Origin of the sequence: Pseudarthrobacter sp. S9 (assembly GCF_050156545.1) — a bacterium.
Lineage (GTDB): Bacteria > Actinomycetota > Actinomycetes > Actinomycetales > Micrococcaceae > Arthrobacter.
In genome coordinates, this window is the sequence record NZ_CP189576.1 from 1424320 (window position 1) to 1439232 (window position 14913).

Below are 14913 nucleotides of genomic sequence, written 5' to 3' on the forward strand. Positions count from 1 at the left end.
CTGACAGATCGCGCTAAAGTGTCCGTATGCCCAGGATTTCGGCCGCGAGCAACGCCGCCCAACGTGCCGAGACCCAGCGCCGCATCCTGACTGCCTTCGGGGAGTTGCTGTTCACGCACGGGCTGCCCGGCCTGACCATGACCGACGTGGCCCGCCACGCCGGGATCGGCCGCACCGCCGTCTACAACTATTACGCGGACATCGAAGAGCTCCTCATCGCCTACGCCCTGGACGAGACCGAGCGGTTCCTCCTGGACCTGCGGGAATCGCTGGACTCGCTGGAGAACCCGGTGGAGCGGCTGGCCCTGTATGTCCGGGCCCAGGTGGAGGACCTGAGCCGCCGGCACCTGCCTCCGGGACCTGCCATGGGCGCTGTCCTCTCGCCCGCGTCCTTCGCGAAGCTGGCGGACCATGTGGGCGAACTCAGCGTGCTTCTGCGGGGCATCCTGCGCGACGGCATGGCCCAGGGCTACCTTCCCCAGGCGGACATCTCACAGCTGGCGCAGCTCATCCATGGCACGCTCTCCTCGAGCGCAGCCAAAGGCGACGGTGCGGGCCAGGACTCGGAGGCCGAGGCACGGATCGCCCGGACCGTGCGGTTCATCCAGCTGGGGGCCGGTGCCAGGTTCGACGACGCCGGACGGCCCGTCCGCGCCAGTGCCTAGCCCGTCCGCACCTAGCCCGTGGAAGGCTGCGCGGTCGGCACGACGGGCGACGTGGAGTCATCAACGATGCGCCGGTCCTCGCGCGGGCAGCTGAGCTTGCCCGGCGTCTGGTCCACGAGCTCCGGCTTCGCCAGCTCTTTGTAGTCGTTGGCGAGGATCACGTCCACGCTGGTGTCCGTGCGGCCATCCTGGAAGTAGTCCGAGCCGGGCAGGTTGCGCTGGACGCTGAAGGCCGCCGACTGACCCGCGGCGCCGGAGACGACCAGCGCCACGCCGCGGTAGCTGGACGTTGTGTTGGCCACGGTACCCACGATGAACTTGCGCGCGACGAACTCGTCGGCCACGCTCCGGGCCAGGCCGGGGCGGCTCGTGGAGTTGTAGACGTTGAGGTTGATCTTCTCCGGCGGCGTGTAGTCGTAGGTGGCTGCCGGGCACACCGACGCTGCCGCGTGGCTCCGCTCCGCCGTCGGAAGCTTGATCTGGCCGTTCATGATGGCCAACGCGACCACGATCGCTGCGGCGATCATGCCGACGAGCAGCACCAGGACGACGACGTGCAGGATCCGCCGGCGCACGCGGACGGGATTGTCACCCGTGCCGTCCTGCTCCACGAACGTGGCCCGCAGCTCGGAGCCGGTGATGACGCGGCGCCCGTGCAGGACGGTGACATTCTTCGGCTTTTTAGCCATTGATCACCAGGACCCGCGCGTGGATGGCTGTGCGCTGGTGCAGCGCGGTGCGGACCGCACGGTGCAGCCCGTCCTCCAGGTAGAAGACGCCGCGGAACTCCACGACGTGCGGAAACAGGTCGCCGAAGAACGTGGAATCCTCGGCCAGCAGCGCCTCAAGGTCCAGGGTGCGCTTGGTGGTCACCAGTTCATCCAGGCGGACCGGGCGCGGCGGCAGTGCCGCCCAGTCCTTGGGCGTGTTGTAACCATGGTCGGGGTACGGGCGTCCCTCGCCCACAGCTTTGAATATCACCATGCCAGCCTAAGGAACTTGGACGCCCAAGGGAATCAAAGTCCCCGGCAGGCGTGAGGTTGTAGCCAAACGGTAACCATTTGTCACACCCCACGTCCGCCCCTGTCACAGCCAACACCGGGCCGCCACCTGCTCCGCACTCCACGCAAAGCGACACCGCGGCTGACAGAATGGTGACATGACTTTCCCCGAGACCTCAGCTCTCCCGTCGCCGTCGGCTCCCCCGCTGGCCCTCCTGCTCGACGTCGACGGTCCCGTGGCGAGCCCCGTCACCCGCGATGTGCAACCGGGAATCATCGCCGACCTGCTGGCCCTGGCCGGCGCAGGGGTTCCCGTCATCTTCAACACCGGACGCTCGGACGCCTTCATTCGGGAGCAGGTCATGGAACCGATGATCGCGGCCGGCATGCCGGCCGGAACCGTCATCCACGCCATCTGCGAGAAAGGCGCCGTCTGGTTCAGCTACACGGCGGAAGGCCCCGGCGCCGTCCATGTGGATCACGAGCTCGCCATCCCGCGCACCTTCGGCGACGATGTCCGCCGCCTCGTGGCCGAGGACTACTCCGCCCACATGTTCTACGACGAAACCAAGCGGGCCATGGTCTCGGTGGAGGCGCACATCGCCGTCGCCAACTCCGACTACCGTGCCGAGCAGGAACTCTTCGACACGGACGCCATGGAGCTGATGGCGCGGCACGGCCTCGGCGTCGTGCGACTGGACCACCACGCCCCCGATTCGGACGACCGGATCGATTACCGCGTGGACCCCACCATCATCTCCACCGACATTGAATCTGTCCGGCTGGGCAAGGATCTGGGCGCAAGCCGGGCCGTGGAGCTGCTGGCCGCCCAGGGCATCACCCCGCAGGCCTGGCGTACGGTAGGCGACTCCCGCACGGATTACGCCATGGCCGACTGGCTGCACCACAACGACCACGCGGTGAAGCACGTGGACGTCCGGCCCGCCGACGGCATTCCGGTGAAACCGTACGAGGTCCTCACCGCAGCCGATCTGGGGCTCGGCGAGGACGTGATCCACGACGACGCCGGCGCAGCCTTCCTGCGCCACTGGCTGGCCGTCGTCACCGGCTGAGGGAAGGGCTTTCCGCCGTCACACGGGCTGTGCAGACGGTACCTTCCGCGGCGCCTTCCGCGTGACCTTCCAAGGCGATTTTGAGCGTCGCGTTATCATGCAAGTAGAGAGCAAAACACGCAGAGAAGCCCGGAGAAACGACATCGCAGACGCAGCAATCCAAGACGAGATTTACTATGGCAGCCAGGCTTCCGAGGACGCCCACGCCGAAGTAACGTCGGCGGCCGCCGTCGCCAGGTTCCGGACTCGCCCCGACGTAGTGCGCCGGCGCGGCCGGTATGCGCTGATCAATGAAAACCGAACGCCGTATCAGGCCATGGTCGAAGACCTGCTGTTCCTGCGCTCCGTGCTGGCCGGCGCCGGCCTTGACTATCTTTTGGTCCGCGGCAACAACCACCGGCCGGTCATCGCCGTGGACTGGAAGTACCGCAAGGAACTCCGAGATGCGCTCGTGGAGGCCTGCCGCGACGAGCCCTTCTATTCCATGAGCGTGGACGCGAAGAAGAAGTCATCGGTGCTGGTGGCCGACGGGGAGCTGTCCCCGAACCGCCAGTCAAGGATTTTCCGGCTGTACCGGCCCCGCGTCGAACCGGAGGGCGGGTTTGAATTCGGCGCCTCGGCAGGCGTCCAGCTCGAACTCTGGAGCTTCGAGGGGGACCAGCTGATCCTCCCGATCGAAAACTCGCTGACCCGCCGCACCATGCTCGCGCAGGACGCCGTCCGCGGCACCGTCGAGCGCTACGGCCACACCTGGCCGACCATCGAGAACATGTTCGCGGACCACGCCAGCGATATCAGCTTCGACATTGATCTGGTGTTCTCCTGGGTGGACGGCAGCTCCCCCGAGTACATCGCAGCCCGCCGCGCCCGCATGGCCGGCGTCGTCGTCGGGGAAGGCGATGACCACGAGGCACGCTTCCGCCAGATCAACGAGCTCAAGTACGCCCTGCGCTCTGTTTACATGTTTGCGCCCTGGATCCGCCGGATCTTCATCGCCACGGACTCCCCCGTGCCGGCGTGGCTGGCGGACCACCCGAGCGTGACGATCGTCCGCAGCGAGGAGTTCTTCGCCGACCCGTCCGTGCTGCCGACGCACAATTCGCAGGCGGTCGAGTGCCAGCTCCACCACATCAAAGGGCTCTCCGAGCACTTCCTGTACTCCAATGACGACATGTTCTTCGGCCGGGCGGTCGGACCGGACATGTTCTTCACCCCGGGCGGAATCACCAAGTTCATCGAGGCGGAGACGCGGATCGGGCTCGGAGACAACGACGCCGAACGCAGCGGTTTTGAGAACGCCGCACGCGTGAACCGCAAGCTGCTCTGGAACCGCTTCGGCCGGATTACCACCCGGCACCTGGAACATACCGCCGCGCCCCTGCGGTGCAGCGTCGTGGCCCAGATGGAGCAGGAGTTCCCGGCCGAGTTCGCCAAGACCGCGGCCAGCACCTTCCGGGCGGCGGATAACATCTCGGTGACGAACTCGTTCTACCACTACTACGCGCTGCTCACCGGTCGCGCGGTCACCCAGACGGCGGCCAGGGTGCGGTATGTGGACACGACGGCACGGGCCGGCCTCAATTACCTGCCCAAGCTGCTCACCAAGCGGAACATGGATTTCTTCTGCCTGAACGACGGCAGCTTCCCGGAGGTGCCGGCGGAGGAACGGGCCGAGCTCGTGACCGACTTCCTGGAGAAGTACTACCCCATCAAGGCACCCTGGGAGAAATGAGGCGGCCGGCGCCGCCGGATACCGGCGGGCCGTGTGTTGGCTTCGGGTGCCGGACTTGGGTCGTTCCGGCGAGGCGCCCTAGTTGCCGGTGGTGATCCGGCGATGGCCGGGCGTCTTTGCCGGATCCTCGGGCCTGGCTTTCTGCGGGATCCGGATTCCGGCGGCTGCAATCCGCTGCTGGGCTTCCTCGGCGGAGACAAGCTCGCCCACTGCAGGGGTGTCGCCCAGCAGGACCACGGAGTGAACAATCGTGTGCTCGTAGACGTGCACCAGGTTGAAGGCCTGGCCGCCGTCGCGTCCGCGTGTCCCGCCCACAGGAACATTCAGGTCCTGGGTGTAGCAGGTGGCTGATGCCACGGAGACGGGAATGCCAGCGAACGTCGCCGTCGTCGAATAGTGCAGGTGGCCGCCCAGGATCGTGCGGACGTCGGAATTCCGCAGCACTCCGGCGAGCGCAGCCTGTCCGCGGAGTTCAACGAGCACCGCGAGGTCCAGCACCGAGGGAACCGGCGGGTGGTGCAGGGCCAGGATGGTCCCGTCCGGGGCCGGCGTGGCCAGTTCTGCGGCCAGCCAGTCCAGCTGGCCGGCACTCAACTCGCCATGGTGGAATCCGGGCACGGAGGTGTCCAAAGTGATGATGCGCAGGCCGTTGATGAAATAGCTGCGGTCCACCGGTGAGTCATCGGCCGGCTGATCCAGGAGCCCGGCCCGGAAATTGGCGCGGTCATCATGATTTCCCATCGCCCAAATGACCTTGGCGCCCATGGCCTTGCAGGCGGGCTCGACGATGGCGCGAAGTTTGGCATAGGCCTCCGCTTCGCCGAGGTCGGCCAGGTCTCCGGTGAAGATCACTGCTTCGGGGCGCGCGCCTGAAGCGCGGACTTCATCGAAGAGTTGCTTGAGTCGGGCATCGCTGTCTACTACACCGTGCAGGGGTTGTGGACCGCCCAACAGGTGGGGATCGCTCAGGTGAAGTAGGAAATGACGCGGCCGGGGGTGCTCGGCCTCGATGAGCTCCATTGCTACCTTCTTGGTTGGGTGGAAGCGGTGCCTCCAGTGTCCCTCTCAGTAAGGACTATCCAACCAGACATTGGGCAAACAATGTGCAAACTTCGGCAGGCATGTTTGAAAAATCACAATTAAGCGTATGCCTGGCTTCATATGCCCCCGCTGGCATATGCGGCATTCCGGCCCGGGCGGACGGTCTGGCCTCCCGGCCCGGCGACACCGCCCCGCCCCGCCCCGCGCCGAAGCGGAGGCCGGACAGTTCCGCCGGGACCAGGGACCCTCCCGCTAGCTCAGGTATCCGTTCGGGTTGAGGACAAACTTCGTCGCCGCGCCGGCGTCGAATTCGGCATAGCCCTTCGGCGCATCCTCCAGGGGGATGGCCTTGGCGTTGACGTTCTTGGCGATGTGCACCCTGTCGTGCAGGATCGCCAGCATCAGCCCCCGGTTGTATTTCATCACCGGACACTGGCCGGTGGTGAAGCTCAGCGACTTCGCCCAGCCCGTGCCGAGGCTGAGCGAGAGCGAGCCCATCTTGGCCGCCTCGTCCACGCCGCCCGGGTCCCCAGTGACGTAGAGCCCGGGAATGCCGAGCGCGCCGCCCGCGGCAGTCAGTTCCATGAGGGAGTTCAGTACCGTGGCCGGTGCCTCACGGGCTCCGGACCCGTGGCCCTTGGCTTCGAATCCGACCGCGTCCACCCCGCAATCGACTTCGGGGACACCGAGCAGCTGCTCGATTTGCTCGGCCGGGCCGCCCTTGCTCAAGTCAACCGTTTCGCAGCCGAAGCTGCGCGCCTGCGCCAGCCGGTCCTCATTCATGTCGCCGACGATAACGACGGCGGCGCCCAGGAGCTGCGCGCTCGTGGCCGCGGCCAGGCCCACCGGTCCGGCCCCGGCGATGTAGACGGTGGAGCCGACGCCCACGCCGGCGGTGACCGCACCGTGGAAGCCGGTCGGGAAGATGTCGGAGAGCATGGCCAGGTCCATCATCTTCTCCAGCGCCTGGTCCCGGTCCGGGAACTTCAGCAGGTTCCAGTCCGCATAGGGCACCAGGACGTAGTTGGCCTGCCCGCCGACCCAACCGCCCATATCCACGTAGCCGTAGGCGCTGCCCGGGCGGTCAGGATTGACGTTGAGGCAGATGCCGGTCTTGCGTTCCTTGCAGTTGCGGCACCGGCCGCAGGCGATGTTGAACGGGACGGAGCAGATGTCCCCCACCTTGATGAATTCAACGTCCGGTCCCACTTCCACCACCTCGCCGGTGATTTCGTGGCCGAGCACGAGGTCCGTCGGAGCGGTGGTGCGTCCCCGGACCATGTGCTGGTCGGAGCCGCAGATGTTGGTGGCAACGGTTTTGAGGACTACGCCGTGGCGCACCGAACGGCCCACGTTGGCGGGGTTGACCCCCGGACCGTCTTTGAGTTCGAAGCCGGGGTAGTCAATGTCGATGAGTTCGACCTTGCCAGGCCCCTTGTAGGCAACGGCTTTGTTCCCTGTCATCTCTTTCCTCCTGGTTTCACGGACCCCCAAGATGGGTGCCCAGTTGTGATTCACGAAGCTTTCTGATGCGCCCTCCGTAGGAATACGTCCTCAGGAATACGTCGGCCGCACTGCCGACAGACGGATGTGACGGCGCCGCGGGTATGCCCGGAATGTTGGAGGGTCCGCCCAGTCTAGGCGGTAAGCGTACTTAGGGATAGGGGCAGTCGCCCCTCAGTCAAGGGCCGCCTGGACAGCGTCCATGACCTCGGGCGCGTCCTGCTCGACGGTGGGGGCAAACCGGGCCACGACGTCGCCGTCGCGGTTCACCAGGAACTTCTCGAAGTTCCACTTGACCAGGCCAGGAAGCACGCCGGGGCTAAGGTCTGGGTGTCGCGGTGGGCTCCGGCGTCGCCGTCGTCGCCGCCGGCCGGGTGGCGGTTTTGGTGGCGGCTGTTGCGGCCGGCACAGGGTGTCCGGTGGGCGCAGGAGGTCTAGCCGGCGCCGGAACTACAGCTTGGGCCGGCGGTGCGATGGCTGGCGCGGCGGTAGCCGACTGTGTCTGCGCGCCCGGTGCGGGCGGCGGCGTCCCGCCCGCGGTGACAGGCGGCGCGGCGCCCTGCGTTGCCGTCGAAGCAGGCACGGACGGTGCCGGCGTCGGAGTCGGAGGGGGCGTGGCACGCGGCGTGCCAGTGGCCGTGGCCGGCGGTGACGCGGACTGCGTCGAAGCCGACGGAGACGGCGACGGGGACTGCGTCCCGGTCGGAGTAGCGGACGGCGTCGAAGCCGACGGAGAGGGCGACGGGGACGGGGACGGCGTCCCGGTCGGAGTAGCGGACGGTGTCGAAGCCGACGGAGAGGGCGACGGGGACGGCGTCCCGGTCGGAGAACCCGACGGTGACGCCGATGGAGAGGCCGACGGCGACGCGGACGGTGAGGCGGCTGCTACCTCTGTTGCTGCGGCCGACGCAGCAGCCGACGGCGTTGCCGCGACAGCGGTGGGCTGTTCCTGGACGCCGCCGGCCACCACATGCGTGAGGTCCTCCCGAACGGGGATGGCCCAGCCGATGCCGGTATTGGATGCCTTTCCGGCGTCGGGTGCGTAACTTGTCATCTCGATGGGGCCGAGCGGGTCCACCTGCGTCGTGGGCAGCATCAACCAGTGCAGGGGGTCGACGTGTGCGCCGTTGAGGATCGTCTCGAAGTGGAGGTGGCACCCTGTGGAGGAACCGGTGGTTCCCACCCTGGCGATGATTTCGCCCACCCGCACGGAGTCGCCCTTCTTGACGGCGATTGCCTCAAGGTGGTTGTAGGTGGTGATGAGTCCATTCCCGTGGTCGATTTCCACCCGGTTGCCGCCGCCCCAAGGGTGCCAGCCGACGGCCCGCACCACCCCGGCGTCGGCCGCGTAGACGCGGGTGCCGCAGGCCGCGGCATAGTCCTGTCCCCAGTGGAATTCGCCCGCGGATCCCGTCAACGGGCTGGTGCGCAGCCCGAACGGGGACGTCGGCACCAGAGTTTCAAGCGGGGCCATGAGCGAGCCGGCCGGGGGCCGCTGCAGTCCTGCCGAGGCGACATTGAGCTCGCCGCCGACCCCCTCCTTGGACGCCGTCTCCACCGTGGACCGGCTGAAAGCCACGAGCGCCAGGGCATCCGCGGTAAACGTGCTGGGCGCAGCTGACGCGCTCGGCGCGGTGGTGGACGGGCCGTCCGGGTCCAGTGTTCCCGGCCCCACGGCACCGCTGGCCGGCATGGCGCCGGGCACGGTGGAGGACACGGTGCCGGCCAGCCCCTGAAACCCGAAGGTCAGGACGGCCAGGGACAGGCAAACGGCCCCGGACAAACACCGCACGGCAATAGTCCGTGCCCTGATTGACTGCTCACTCGATGAGTTTCCCCAGTGTTTTCCCACGATGTGACTCCCGCAATATGCCCGCCAGACCCCAATCTCGACGGACTCACCTATCTATGTGAACACAGTCGGCCGGGTCTGTGAACCGTAAGAGCCACCCTTTTGCGGACCCAATCCGGGTTCTTCGTGTGCCCCGCGTAGCGCCCCAGTGGCGGCCCAGTAGTCCCCGCTGCATAAGCAGGTGTTGGGCACCCCGGCACTGGGTAAGAATGGAGTATGCGCAACCTCCCCAGGGAATGGCAGGCCGAACTCAAACGGACGTTCACGGGGACGCGCGACGCCGTGCCCGAGTGGGTGCCCCGTCTGGCGGACGGTGACGACGCCGGCTATCACCTGCCCGGCTCGGCAGTCTGGGCCGTTCACGGGGACATGCCCACGATCGTGGCCGGCATCAGGGCACTGCTGATGCAGGCGCTCCATCCCGGCGCCCTGGCCGGGGTGCACGACCACTCGCGTTTCCGCGAAGACCCCCTGGGACGGCTGGCCGGCACGATCCGCTGGATCTTCACTGTCTCCTACGGCTCGACGGCCGCGGCCCGGGCAGCCTCCGACTGGGTACTCCGGCTGCACGGAAGAGTACGCGGGGACTACGTGGACGGCCACGGCGCCGCCCGGAGCTACGCGGCGAACGATCCCGAGCTGCTCCGCTGGGTCCACATTGCCTTCACCGACGCTTTCCTCGCCGCCCACAAACTGTGGGGCAGGCCCATTCCGGGCGGGCCGGACGCCTATGTCCGCGAGTGGGCACAGGCCGGCCGGCTGATGGGCGTGGACGCTCCGCCGCTCAGCGAGGCAGAAATGCGCCAACAGCTGGACCGCTGGTACGACGACGGCGAGCTCCGCTGCGATGAACGGGTCGCCGAGGCGGTGGCGTTCATCCGCGATCCGCCCCTCCACCCGGTGCTCAGGCCGGGCTACCGGATCCTGTTCGCCGCCGCCGTGAGCAGCCTCGAACCCAAGTACCGGGAGCTGCTGGGCCTCCGGACCGCGCGGCTAGGTCCCATCCCGCTGCCGGTGGCACTGGCCACGCGGGTGACGCTCGCCGTCGTCCGCCTTGCCTTGGGCCGGGTGGGCCCGAGCGAGCAGGCTGCACGGGAACGCCTCCGCCGTCTGGGCTATCCGGCCTGACCGGGGTGCCGGCCGCGAGGCTGGCGGCGGAACAGAACGGGTCCGAAGACGCAAAAAGGCCCCGGTCCAAGGGACCGGGGCCAAACGCGGAGAATGGGGGATTTGAACCCCCGAGGGCGTTAACCCAACACGCGTTCCAGGCGTGCGCCATAGGCCGCTAGGCGAATTCTCCAGTAGCTTCTGAATCAAAAGCAGATACTAGAATACCTGAACTTTTCGGCATCGCCCAATTGAACCTTCCCGCCCTTGCCCCACGCTCCTCCCACGCTCCTCCCACGGGCCATGCCCCACCCTGCCCGCAAAGGCTGGACATAGTCCCATTCCGCCCGGTCCCGTCCCCGAAAAATGGGCATGTCCCACCGGGAAGGCGGGGTGAAAGCGGGCGGATTCGAGGCACACTCAAACGTCGGGTAAACTTGCTGACGGCCCCTCATGTGGCGTCATCCTGTTGAACTCCCCCAGGACCGGAAGGTAGCAAGGGTAAATGGGCTCTGGCGGGTGCATGGGGGGTCTTTTATGTCTGTGCCGATTGGTAGGGTTTATCTGTGACTGTTACTACCGCCCTTTACCGTAGATACCGCCCCGATTCATTCGCGGACGTTATCGGGCAGGAACACGTCACCGAGCCGCTGATGACGGCCCTACGCAAGAACCGCGTCAACCACGCCTACCTCTTTTCGGGCCCCCGCGGCTGCGGAAAAACCACTTCGGCGCGCATCCTCGCCCGCTGCCTGAACTGCGCCGAAGGCCCCACCGATACCCCCTGCGGCAAGTGCCCCAGCTGCATCGAACTCGCCCGCGGCGGTTCCGGCTCGCTGGATGTCATCGAGATCGACGCCGCCAGCCACGGCGGTGTGGACGACGCCCGCGACCTGCGCGAACGGGCCACCTACGCCCCGGTCCGCGACCGGTACAAAATCTTCATCATCGACGAAGCCCACATGGTCACCTCCGCCGGCTTCAACGCCCTGCTCAAGATCGTCGAAGAGCCGCCGGAACACATCAAGTTCATCTTCGCCACCACGGAGCCGGACAAGGTCATCGGCACCATCCGCTCCCGGACCCACCACTACCCCTTCCGGCTCGTGCCGCCTGAGCCGCTCATGGCCTACCTTGAGCTGCTCTGCAACCAGGAAAACGTCGCCGTGGCGCCCGGCGTGCTGTCGCTGGTCATCCGCGCCGGCGGCGGCTCCGTGCGCGACTCGCTGTCCGTGCTGGACCAGCTCATGGCCGGTGCCGGACCGGCAGGCCTTGACTATGAACTGGCAGTCGCCCTGCTGGGCTACACCCACGCCTCGCTCCTGGACGATGTTGTCGAGGCCGTCGCAGCCTCGGACGCCGCCACCGTGTTCCGTGCGGTGGACCGCGTCATCCAGACCGGCCACGACCCCCGCCGCTTCGTCGAGGACCTGCTCGAACGCTTCCGCGACCTGATCATCGTCCAGGCCATGCCCGAAAGCGCCCAGTCCATCCTCCGCGGCATGCCCGCAGACCAGATCGCGCGCATGCAGAACCAGGCGCACAATCTGGGGGCTGCCGAGCTCTCCCGCGCGGCGGACGTCACCAACACCGCACTCACGGAAATGACCGGCGCCACTTCGCCGCGCCTGCATCTGGAACTCCTGTGCGCCCGGATCCTGCTGCCGAGCTCGGAGCAGACCGAGCGCGGCATCGCCGCCCGGATCGACCGTGTGGAGCGCCGGCTGAATTACGCCGGGAACGACGTCGGGGCTCCCGCACCCGTTGCTGTTCCCGTTTCCGCCCCCGTTGCACAGGCGCGGAGCTCACAGGCACCAGCAGTCGCCGCACCCTCGGCAGCTTCCGCAAATGCCGCCCCGGCAGCGCCCGTTGTCGAGCACGCGCCGGCCGCGGCGCCGGCACCTGCAGCGTCTACGTCACGTGCAGCGGCCCCCGCCTCGGCGCAGCGCGGCGAACCGGCCCGGGAACCGCTGACCGCACCGCGCGTCAGCACCAGTGACTGGCCCGTAGACGAGCCCGCGGCTGCGAGCCAGCCCGCGTCGGTCCAGACTGCCCCGCCGGCGCATTCAGGGCCGTCCGGTCCCGTGCGGCCCGAGCCGGCACAGCCCAATCCGGCCCAGTCCCGGCCTGCACCTGCCGCCGCCACCCCCGCAGCGGCTCCAACCCCTGTATCCGGGTCCGGGCCCGACGTCGAAGTGCTTCGCCGCGCCTGGCCCGAAATTCTGCAGACACTGACCAAGATCAAGCGCAGCACCTGGGCCTTAGTGGAACCCAACGCCCAGGTCGGCCACTTCGAAGACCAGGTTCTGACGCTCGCGTTCACCACCTCGGGACTGGCGGGCGCCTTCGGCCGCGCCGACCACGCCGAGAACCTCCGGCAGGCCATCCACAAGACGATCGGCATCGATTGCCAGATCAAGGCCGTGGCCGGCGGCACCAACGGCGCAGCGAGCTCTGAGCCAAACCCAAAAGCACCCGCTAACCGGGACCTCCCGGCGACGTCCACTGACGCTGACTGGGGCCTGGCGGCTGACGCCCGGCAGGACGCACCCCCCGCCGGCGCTCCCGCTGAGTCCGCGCCGGCCGGCACGTCCGGCCAAGTGCCGGCGCCCGTCGCCCAGGCATCCGTTTCTCAGCGAACGGTGTCCGAGCCTGATTTGTCTTCCCAGCCGCCCGTAGTCGCCTCGGCGGCAACGGCACCGCGGGTCTCCGTGCCGCCGGTGCCTGTCGCGGTGAAGCCGGCTCAGCCCGCTGAACCGGCTGGACCGTCTGAGCCCTCGGGCTCCTATGCCTATCCTGATGACGACTGGGGTCCGCCGCGGGATGAGGACGCTCCGCCTCTTGATGAGGAACCCCCCATGGACTGGGATCCCTCAGCCCCCGTGGCGGCGCCGCACCGTGCCGAACCGGCGGTCGCACCCAAGCCCGCACGGAAGAAATCAGCGGAACCGGCGCGTGCCGGCGTCGCCGCCTCCCCCAACGGGACTTCACCCCAGGCGTCGGATACGTCGGTTGATCCGTGGGCCCGCGCGGCTGAGCAGTCGCCTGGGATCTGGACACTGGGCGCCGAAACCAACGTGGGTCAATACGCCCCGGCTAGTCCACTGGCGGCCTCTCCCGGGAGCACGCCCGAGCCGGAACCTCCACATTATGAGCCCGCGGCAGCCCAGGTCCCGCAATATGTTGGCGCCACGGCGCCCTCCGCCGTGGCGCCGGACATTTCGTCGAACGGCTGGGGCGCCCCGCAGCTGGTGCCGGCTGCTGTGGCCGCACCCGCAGTCAGTGCCGCAGCAGCCGCACCGGCTGTTGCCCGGACCGCGGCACCGTCTACGCCCGCTGCCGCTCCCCCGGTTCCGGACGCGCCAAGCTCCACGGGCCGGCAAAGCCTGTACCAGCGGCTTTCCAACAGCCCGGAGGCGGAGGCCGGACGCGCCAAGGCTCCGGCCCGCACCGCTGCCGCCACCACCGCTGTCGTCCAGGACGTCCCGAGCGCGGATGACGAAACGATCGAGGAATCGGGCGTCTTTGGCCGCGCCGCCGTCGAGCGTATTCTGGGCGGGAAGCTGGTCGAAGAGCGCTCCCTGGACGGAAGCCCGCTGCCGCCGCGCTTCTAGCCGGCCCACCGCCGGATCGCCCCGGCCCTATCCCAAGCGAACGAGGACATTGTGTACGAAGGTGCAGTTCAAGAGCTGATCGACGAGCTCGGACGCCTTCCCGGAGTGGGGCCCAAGTCTGCCCAGCGGCTGGCCTTCCACATCCTCGAGGCCGATCCGCAGGACATGAAACGGCTCGTCGACGCCATCACCTCGGTGAAGGAGCGGGTCAAGTTCTGCACGGCCTGCGGCAACGTCACGGAGCAGGAACTGTGCAATATCTGCCGCGACCCGCGCCGGGATCCGTCGGTGATCTGCGTTGTGGAGGAATCCAAGGACGTCCTGGCAGTGGAACGCACCCGGTCATTCCGGGGCAGGTATCACGTCCTAGGCGGCGCGATTAACCCGATTGCAGGCGTCGGCCCGGAACAGCTCCGGATCCGCGAACTCCTCACGCGGCTCAACGACGGCGCCATCCAGGAAATCATCATTGCGACCGACCCCAATCTGGAGGGTGAGGCCACGGCGACCTATCTGGCGCGGATGCTCAAGTCGATCGGGATCGCCGTCACCCGCCTGGCATCGGGTCTGCCCGTGGGCGGGGATCTCGAATACGCCGACGAAGTCACGCTGGGCCGCGCCTTCGAGGGCCGCCGCAACGCGCTGAGCTGACCTTCCGCACCGGCCGCAGCCATGAACATCCACGCTCCCATAGTTACCGAACGCCTGCTGCTGCGTCCGCTGACAAGCGACGACGCCGGTGCGCTCCTTCGGTTCCGGGGCCATCCCTACGCAACGCGCTACCTCTCCCACGAACCACTCGGTCCCGAGGAGAACAACGCCCGGCTCCTGCAACTAGTCGAAGCTGCGGAAGCCTCCACCGCCGAATGGTTTCGCGTCGGGTGGGCCCTCGAACTCAAGGCTAGTGGCGAAGTCATCGGCGACGCGCGGATCTGGAACACGGCGGAACCGCCGTCGCCCGGCAGAATCCCCGCCGACTGCGCCAGCATGGGCTACATCCTCCACCCGGACCACCACGGGATGGGTCTGGGCCGCGAGGCCGCCGGGGCACTGGTTGATTGGCTGTTCACCGAACGCGGTACGCACACGGTGTTCGCAGGAGTCTATGAACCTAATCTCGCGTCGCGGAAACTGCTGGAGGCCCTGGGTTTCAGGCCTGACCACTACTTCATCGCGGCCCAGGACAGTGCAGGTAAGAGAATGCCGTCCTGGCGGTACAAGCTCGACAGGGTCTAATACGCATCCCGTGCTGCAACCGGGCGGTCCGGATGACCGACCGGGCTGAGGGACATGCCCAGCGCCGGCGCCCACGGATGGACATAGTG

13 protein-coding genes, 1 tRNA gene and 1 other RNA gene are annotated in these 14913 nt (G+C 67.7%); 8 read left to right on the plus strand and 7 right to left on the minus strand.

Annotated features, from left to right (window positions below):
• The first annotated feature begins 26 nt into the window (after window positions 1–26).
• The gene (locus ACQCSY_RS06645) at window positions 27–665 is read left to right on the plus strand and encodes a TetR/AcrR family transcriptional regulator (RefSeq protein ID WP_427134226.1); all 639 of its coding nucleotides are present in this window, start codon (window positions 27–29) and stop codon (window positions 663–665) included.
• Window positions 666–676: 11 nt separating this feature from the next.
• Here ACQCSY_RS06645 and ACQCSY_RS06650 read toward each other — a convergent pair whose 3' ends face one another.
• Together ACQCSY_RS06650 and ACQCSY_RS06655 are read right to left on the minus strand one after the other, a co-directional pair.
• Window positions 677–1354 carry a LytR C-terminal domain-containing protein gene (locus tag ACQCSY_RS06650; RefSeq protein WP_427134228.1) on the minus strand — a complete coding sequence of 226 codons (678 nt, stop codon included), beginning with the start codon at window positions 1352–1354 and terminating at the stop codon, window positions 677–679.
• Window positions 1347–1646, minus strand: coding sequence for a type II toxin-antitoxin system VapB family antitoxin (locus tag ACQCSY_RS06655; RefSeq protein ID WP_427135717.1), 300 nt, complete (start codon window positions 1644–1646; stop codon window positions 1347–1349). The genes ACQCSY_RS06650 and ACQCSY_RS06655 overlap by 8 nt, the downstream gene beginning before the upstream one ends.
• Window positions 1647–1824: 178 nt before the next feature.
• On the opposite strand from ACQCSY_RS06655, the gene ACQCSY_RS06660 reads away from it, so the two are divergent.
• Window positions 1825–2739, plus strand: coding sequence for a hypothetical protein (locus tag ACQCSY_RS06660; protein ID WP_427134230.1), 915 nt, complete (start codon window positions 1825–1827; stop codon window positions 2737–2739).
• 97 nt (window positions 2740–2836) lie between these two features.
• Window positions 2837–4471, plus strand: a complete 1635-nt coding sequence (locus ACQCSY_RS06665; protein ID WP_427134232.1) for a stealth family protein — start codon at window positions 2837–2839, stop codon at window positions 4469–4471.
• 78 nt (window positions 4472–4549) lie between these two features.
• Here ACQCSY_RS06665 and ACQCSY_RS06670 read toward each other — a convergent pair whose 3' ends face one another.
• From ACQCSY_RS06670 to ACQCSY_RS06685, 4 genes are all read right to left on the minus strand, one after another.
• On the minus strand, window positions 4550–5491 hold the full coding sequence (locus tag ACQCSY_RS06670) for a phosphodiesterase (protein ID WP_427134234.1): 942 nt from the start codon (window positions 5489–5491) through the stop codon (window positions 4550–4552).
• A 273-nt stretch (window positions 5492–5764) separates the two neighbouring features.
• Window positions 5765–6976, minus strand: a complete 1212-nt coding sequence (gene fdhA / locus ACQCSY_RS06675) for a formaldehyde dehydrogenase, glutathione-independent (RefSeq protein WP_427134236.1) — start codon at window positions 6974–6976, stop codon at window positions 5765–5767.
• Window positions 6977–7189: 213 nt separating this feature from the next.
• Window positions 7190–7327: a hypothetical protein gene (locus tag ACQCSY_RS06680; protein ID WP_427134238.1), complete on the minus strand. Its 138-nt coding sequence runs from the start codon at window positions 7325–7327 to the stop codon at window positions 7190–7192.
• A 7-nt stretch (window positions 7328–7334) separates the two neighbouring features.
• A complete protein-coding gene (locus ACQCSY_RS06685; protein ID WP_427134239.1) occupies window positions 7335–8798 on the minus strand; it encodes a M23 family metallopeptidase in 1464 nt (487 codons plus the stop codon).
• 285 nt (window positions 8799–9083) lie between these two features.
• On the opposite strand from ACQCSY_RS06685, the gene ACQCSY_RS06690 reads away from it, so the two are divergent.
• Complete coding sequence (locus ACQCSY_RS06690; RefSeq protein ID WP_427134241.1) at window positions 9084–9995, plus strand: oxygenase MpaB family protein; 912 nt, start codon at window positions 9084–9086, stop codon at window positions 9993–9995.
• Between the two features lie 87 nt (window positions 9996–10082).
• On the opposite strand, the gene ACQCSY_RS06695 is transcribed toward ACQCSY_RS06690, so the two are convergent.
• A tRNA-Ser gene (locus ACQCSY_RS06695) sits at window positions 10083–10167 on the minus strand.
• A gap of 249 nt (window positions 10168–10416) precedes the next feature.
• Between ACQCSY_RS06695 and ffs the strand changes: the two genes are divergently transcribed.
• The 4 genes from ffs to ACQCSY_RS06715 all read left to right on the plus strand — a co-directional run bounded on the left by ffs (window position 10417) and on the right by ACQCSY_RS06715 (window position 14824).
• Window positions 10417–10513: signal recognition particle sRNA small type (ffs, locus tag ACQCSY_RS06700), an RNA gene on the plus strand.
• Between the two features lie 27 nt (window positions 10514–10540).
• Complete coding sequence (locus tag ACQCSY_RS06705; RefSeq protein WP_427134243.1) at window positions 10541–13588, plus strand: DNA polymerase III subunit gamma and tau; 3048 nt, start codon at window positions 10541–10543, stop codon at window positions 13586–13588.
• A 51-nt stretch (window positions 13589–13639) separates the two neighbouring features.
• On the plus strand, window positions 13640–14239 hold the full coding sequence (gene recR / locus ACQCSY_RS06710; RefSeq protein WP_427134245.1) for a recombination mediator RecR: 600 nt from the start codon (window positions 13640–13642) through the stop codon (window positions 14237–14239).
• A gap of 21 nt (window positions 14240–14260) precedes the next feature.
• Entirely contained in the window at window positions 14261–14824 is a 564-nt protein-coding gene (locus ACQCSY_RS06715; protein WP_427134247.1) for a GNAT family N-acetyltransferase, read from the plus strand.
• The last annotated feature ends 89 nt before the right edge of the window (window positions 14825–14913 follow it).